Source organism: Streptomyces goshikiensis (assembly GCF_014650555.1).
Lineage (GTDB): Bacteria > Actinomycetota > Actinomycetes > Streptomycetales > Streptomycetaceae > Streptomyces > Streptomyces goshikiensis.
In genome coordinates this window covers 1-3,478 of the sequence record NZ_BMVE01000034.1, presented here as the reverse complement: position 1 = coordinate 3,478, position 3,478 = coordinate 1, and the positions used below count along the sequence as shown (strand labels likewise).

Below are 3,478 nucleotides of genomic sequence, written 5' to 3'. Positions count from 1 at the left end.
CATTGCTCGCACCGTCCTGATTCACCGCCGAACCACGCACCACCGCCAAAACCCGACGCCCATGACGCACCGCATCCGACAAGCGCTCGACGAGCAGTACGCCCGCACCCTCAGCCGGTCCGAAGCCGTCGGCGGAGGCGGAGAACGCCTTGCAGCGGCCGTCGGCGGCGACTGCTCGCTGCCGGGAGAACTCCACGAGCACCTCCGGCGTCGACATCACTGTCGCACCGCCCGCGAGGGCGAGGTCGCACTCACCACTGCGCAGCGCCCGCACCGCCAGATGCAGCGCGACCAGCGACGACGAACACGCCGTGTCCACCGTCAGCGCCGGCCCCTCCAGGCCGAGGGTGTACGAGATGCGGCCCGACATGACGCTGGCCGAGTTGCCGGTGCCGAGGTAGCCGTCGAAGCTCTCGCTGCCGTTCTGCAGCAGCGGCATGTAGTGCTGGCCGTTGGTTCCCATGAACACGCCGGTACGGCTGCCGCGTCGGCCGGCCGGGTCCAGGCCCGCACGTTCGAACGATTCCCAGGCGAGTTCCAGGATGATTCGCTGTTGTGGGTCCATCGCCAGGGCCTCACGCGGCGAGATGCCGAAGAACCCCGCGTCGAACTCCCCCGCGTCGTGGAGGAAGCCGCCCTCACGGACGTAGGCGCGCCCCGCCGCGTCCGGATCCGGGTCGTACAGGCCCGCCACGTCCCACCCCCGGTTGACGGGCAGGTCCGTAATGGCGTCGCGGCCGGTTTCGAGCAGCTCCCAGAGCTCGTCGGGTGTCCCGACGTCACCGGGGAGGCGGCAGGCCATGCCGATGATGGCGATCGGCTCGTCCTGGCCCGCCGGAGGCGGACCGCTCGGGGTGTTCGGCTCGGAGTCGGTGCGTTCCGCATCGTCCTCGCCCAGTAGTTCCTCGCGCAGATGGTCGGCGAGTGCGCGGGGATGGGGGTGGTCGAAGACGAGGGAGGCCGGAAGGGTGAGCCCGGTGGCCTCCTTGAGCCGGTTGCGCAGTTCCATCGCGGTCATGGAGGTGAAGCCGATGTCCTTGAACGCCCGACTCTGGTCGATCGCGTCGGGAGCGCCCTCACCCAGTACGGCCGCCACATGGGCAGTGACCAGCTCCAGGAGGGCCTTTCGCTGGGCGTTCCGGGGCTTGTCGCGCAGGGAGCGCGCCAGCTCTGTGCCGCCGGGGGCACCGATCCGGGCGGCCTGGTCCGCCATGGCCGCCGCCTCCGCCTGACGGAGACGGCGCACCTCGGGCAGCTCGTCGAAGAGGACGGTGGGACGTACGGAGGTGAAGGACGCCAGGAACTGTTCCCAGTCGACGTCGGCCACCGCGGCGTCGCCCGTGCCGCTGCCCAGCGCCCGGTTCAGCTCCGCGAGCGCCGTCTGGGGCTCCAGCGGAGCGATGCCGTACTGCCGCATCGACTCGGCGGCAGAGCCGTCCGCGATAACGGAACCCGCCCAGGGCGTCCACGCGACGGAGACCGTCGGCAGACCCCGGGCCCGGCGGCGGGCGGCCAGGGCATCGAGGTGAGCGGCGCCGACGGCGTACGCGCCCTGCCGGACACCACCCCAGATCCCCGCGACCGAGGAGATCAGTACCAGTTCCGGTGCGTGTGGCCCGTCGAGCAGTGCGTCGAAGTGCGCGGCGGTAGCGGACTTGGCGGCGACGGCCGCCGCGAGATCGGCCGGGCTCGTGCTCTCGAGCGGAGCGAGCTCCACCGCGGGCGGAACGACGACCACCATGGCAGGGGCGTACTCGGTGACGAGGGCGGCGAGGACCGCACGGTCCGCGAGGTCGGGCGCCGCAGCGGTCGTCACGCGCTGAGCCACGTCCGCGAGCGCGGCCGGGAGTTCGGTCAGGGCGGGATCGGCGAGTACAACGTGGTCCGCGCCGTCCGTGAGCAGCCATCGGACCAGCGGCTCAGCGACGGCATCGAGGTCCCCGGCCAGCAGCACCGTGCCCTGCGGGCGCCAGTCCTTCCGTCCCCGGCGGGCGGTGGCTCGTACGAGACGCCGGCCGTAGGCGCCCGAGGGCCGCACCGCCAGCTGATCCTCACCGGCCGCGATCCCGGCGGCCAGCGCCCGCACCGCCAGACCCACCGACCGCGCATCCGTGTCCGCCGGGAGGTCGATCAGACCACCCCAGCGGTCGGGGAGTTCGAGAGCGGCAACCCGGCCGAGCGCCCACAGTTGCGCACCCGCCGTCTCCGGCACCTCACCAGGCACGACGGACACCGCACCCCGCGTCACCACCCACACCGGAACACCGAACCCAGCCAGGGCTTGGCGCGTCAGCGTCAGCGACGTGGCTACCCCGAGCGGCACCTCCCCGTGCTCCGGGTGCGGGCCCACAGCCAGTCCGAGGAGTGACAGGATGCCCGTGACGTCCGTTGCTTCCTCGAACATCCTGCTGAAACGGCCGTCGAAGTCCGCTGTGGCGGGGTCAAGAGCAAGGGTGTGCACGGTGGCGCCGTGGGTGGTGAGGGCTTGCTCGACGTCGTGGGCGATGCGTGTGCCGTCCGCGTCCAGGTCCTCGGGTACGACGAGCAGCCATCGGCCGTCAAGACGCACCGACTCCGGCAACGACAGACTCTTCCACGTCACCTCGTACGACAGACCGTCCTGCGTCCCCGACGGAACAACCGCCGCAGAAGGACGCGACTCAAGCCAGTAACGCTGGTGCTGGAAGGGGTAGGTGGGCAGGTCGACGAGACGCGCACCGGTGTCGTCGAAGAGGGCGGGCCAGGTGACGTCGACGCCCTGGACGAAGGCTTCCACCACCGAGGTCAGGAAACGACGCAGACCTCCCTCCTCGCGGCGCAGGGAACCGACCGCGCACACTTGCCGGCCCACGGACTCCGCCGTCTCCTGGACCGCAGCTGTCAGCACCGGGTGCGCACCACACTCCACGAACACCGGGAAACCGTCCGCGAGCAGCTGCTCGACCGTCTCCTGGAACCGCACCGGCCGACGCAGATTCCCGAACCAGTACCCCGCATCCAACGACGCCGTGTCGATCGCCGCGGCTTCCACCGTCGAGTAGAACGGGATCTCGCCGGCCCGGGGACGGACGTCGGCCAGGATCACTTCCAGCTCGGCTGCCAGCGTCTCCACATGCGCCGAGTGCGAGGCATAGTCCACCGGCAGACGCCGCGCCCGCACCCCCTCCGTCTCACATCCCGCCACGAACTCCGCCACCGCATCCGTGTCACCGGCGACCACGGTGGCCGACGGGCCGTTGACCACCGCCACACCCAGACGCCCCGCCCACCGCGCCAGGCGCTCCTCCACCACCGCCACTGGCAACGCCACCGACGCCATCCCGCCATGGCCCGCCAGCTCACGCCCGATCAACCGTGCACGTAGCACCACGACACGGGCCCCGTCCTCCAACGACAGGCCACCCGCCACCACCGCCGCAGCGATCTCCCCCTGCGAATGCCCCACCACCGCATCCGGCACCACACCCAACGAACGCCA

At 71.3% G+C, this 3,478-nt stretch carries 1 protein-coding gene; it reads right to left on the bottom strand.

Translation table 11 applies throughout. From position 1 onward, the window contains the following. Window positions 1-3,445, bottom strand: a 3,445-nt coding sequence (locus tag IE248_RS36990; RefSeq protein ID WP_229895811.1) for a type I polyketide synthase, incomplete at its 3' end; no start/stop codon positions are given. Between the last annotated feature and the right edge of the window lie 33 nt (window positions 3,446-3,478).